Raw genomic sequence first — 3,030 nt, 5'->3', positions numbered from 1 at the left:
GCGCGGCCTGGCCGCGTCGCGCTCGCGCCCCCAGTAGCCCGCCATTCCCTCGATGCCCGCTGTCGCCATGGCCACGCGCCCGACCACCCTGGGCCGCTTCGAACTGCGGCGCCTGCTCGGCAAGGGCGCGCAGGCGACGGTGTGGCTGGCCCACGACCCGCGCCTGGAGCGCGAGGTCGCCGTCAAGCTGATGCGCCCCGGTGCCGACACCGAAGCGGTGGGCCACTGGCTGCAGGAGGCGCGCAGCGTCAGCCGGCTGACCCATCCGCACATCGTGCCGGTGTTCGAGGCCGACGTGCACGAGCAGCAGCCGTACCTCGTCTTCGAATACGTGGCCGGCCCGACGCTGGCCGAGCAACTGCGCGCGAAGGGCGCGATGCCGGCGCGCGAGGCGGTGGAGATGATGCTCGGCGTGCTGGACGCGCTGACCGCCGCGCATGCCGCGGGCGTGATCCACCGCGACCTGAAGCCGTCGAACATCCTGGTCGACGGCGAGGGCCGGGCGCGCGTGATGGATTTCGGCATCGCCGCGAGCGTGAATGCACAGCATGTGCAGCAGGTGGTCGGCACGCCCGGCTACATGTCGCCCGAGGCCACGCACGGGCTGAAGCCGGCGCCGGCGATGGACCTGTTCTCGGCGGCGCTGGTGCTGGCCGAGATGCTGTGCGGGCGGCAGCTGCTGATCGAGAAAGACCCGTTCCGCGCGATGTACCGCGTGGCGCACGAGGACATGGTGTGGCCGAAGGATGCCGCCGGCGATGCCGACGATGCGCTGCGCGCGATCGTGATGCGCAGCCTCGCGCGCGATCCGGGGCAGCGGCATGCCGACGTGCCCACCTTCCGCAAGGCCTTGCAGGACTGGCTGGTGCCGGCCGGCAGCGATGCACCGGCGGCGCAGGCGGCCCAGGGCGGCAGCGGCACGCTGGACTTCCTGCTGCGGCGCATGCGGCACAAGAGCGATTTCCCGGCGATGTCGGATTCGGTGGTGCGCATCCAGCGCGTCGCGAACTCGGAGACCGAGAGCCTGTCCAGCCTGTCGAGCGAGATCCTGAAGGATGTCGCGCTGACCAACAAGCTGCTGCGGCTGGTGAACACCGCGCACTACGCGCAGTCGGGCGGCGGCAGCATCAGCACGGTGTCGCGTGCGGTGGCGCTGATCGGCTTTGCCGGCATCCGCAACATCGCGCTCAGCCTGGTGCTGCTGGAGCACATGCACGACAAGGGGCATGCGAACCAGCTGAAGGAGGAGTTCCTGCGCTCGCTGATGGCCGGCTCGCTGGCCAACGAGCTGCTGCCGGGGTCGAAGGAGGGCGAGGAGGCCTTCATCGGCGCGATGTTCCAGAACCTGGGCCGGCTGCTGACGGAGTTCTATTTCCCGGACGAGGCGCGCCAGGTGCGCAAGCTGACCGGCAGCAAGGGCGTGGGCGGCTCGACGATGGGCGAGCATGCGGCGTCGATCAGCGTGCTGGGGCTGAGCTTCGAGGAGCTGGGGCTGGGCATCGCGAAGGCCTGGGGCTTCCCCGAGAGCCTGCAGCGCTGCATGMGCCGGCCGGTGGGCGATTTCCCGACGCGGCCGTGCGAGAAGGTTGACCGCCTGCGCTGGATCGCGATGGCAGCCAACGAGGTGACCGACGCGATGATGCAGGCCGAGCCGGGCCGCGCGAGCAGCGCGATCGCGGCGGTGGCGCAGCGCTATGCGCGCGTGCTCGAGATCAGCCCGCGCGACATGCAGGCCGCGGCGCTGCTGGCGCAGCAGCGGGTGGCCGGCCTCGCGCAGGCGATGGGCCTGAGCGTGCAGCCGGGCTCGCCGGTGCGGCGCCTGCTGGAGCAGCCGGGCGGCAACGGCACCGCGAAGACCATCGTCAGCGACGCCGACAGCCTGGCGGGGCACGAGCTGCAGGCGACGATCGCGATCGACGTGACGGTGCCGGAGCAGAAGCCGTTCGACCAGGACGCGGCGGCGGCGATGCTGGGCGCGGGGATCCAGGACATCACGAACACGATGGTCGAGGATTTCAAGCTCAACGACGTGCTGCGGATGATTTTGGAGACGATGCTGCGTGCGCTGGGGTTCCGGCGCATCGTGTTCTGCCTGCGCGACCCGAAGACCGAGATGCTGACCGGCCGCTTCGGCATGGGCGAGGACGTGGACGGCGCGTGCAAGCAGTTCAAGGTGGCGCTGAAGCCGGCGCCCGGCACCGCGCCCGACCTGTTCAGCGCGGTGTGCCTGAAGGGCGCCGACACGCTGATCTCGGATGCGACGGTGCCGAACATCGCTGCAAGGCTGCCGGCGTGGTACCGGCAGCAGGTGAATGCGCCGGCCTTCCTGCTGCTGCCGCTGCTGATGAAGGGGGCGCCGTTCGCGCTGATCTATGCCGACAAGGCACAGCCTGGTGGCATCGACCTGGGGGAGCGGGAGCTCTCGCTGCTGCGCACGCTGCGGAATCAGGCGGTGATGGCGTTCAAGCAGTCGCGCTGAGCCGACTGGTGCCGCGCTGGCATCGGGCACCTGATGGCGGAGCAGGTCAACGCCGCCGTGGCGGCGGTGCTCACCGTACGCCTGCAACAAGTATTCGCAATGGCGTTGAGGTATTGAAGAGCTGAGGACAAATGACCTCGAATGGAACTGAGTGGAGGCTGATGTCACACAGCGTATCGACGGCGGTTCATTCTCTTCGAGGTGCAGTAATGTTTGGTGTTCACTTTAAAAAAGGCAATGTGCAAGATTTTGGGCTTGCGCGAGAGAAGGCTCTGCAAAAGCTGAAGGGCGACATCCGCGACAACGAGCAGATTGATCTTGTTCGGACAAAAACTGGATACAAGATTTCACGACGATCTGTTCTGTTTGGCAAGGGCGGAGTGAGTCTCGAAGCCCAAAAATTCCTGAGCACTTTGGATCTCTATGTCGAACCAAAGACAAGAGTCGAAAATGTTAGGCGAAAGGATCCCATGAAAATCCTCTCGCAATGCATTGACGGGGCGTTGAAGATGGAGAACAGCGGGTTCCTGTGGAGATCGCCGACCGAAACT

At 67.2% G+C, this 3,030-nt stretch carries 2 protein-coding genes; both read left to right on the top strand.

Translation table 11 applies throughout. The features are described from left to right. The first annotated feature begins 52 nt into the window (after positions 1 to 52). Positions 53 to 2,479, top strand: coding sequence for a protein kinase domain-containing protein (locus AC1DXV_RS33225; RefSeq protein WP_477937795.1), 2,427 nt, complete (start codon positions 53 to 55; stop codon positions 2,477 to 2,479). 161 nt (positions 2,480 to 2,640) lie between these two features. Further along, positions 2,641 to 3,030: hypothetical protein (locus AC1DXV_RS33220; protein WP_477937793.1), on the top strand; the 390-nt coding region annotated here is incomplete at its 3' end.

The sequence above is a fragment of the Rhizobacter sp. P3_C12 genome, assembly GCF_056402735.1.
The sequence above is the reverse complement of the archived record's forward strand: the minus strand, read 5'-3'. Positions and strand labels throughout refer to the sequence as shown.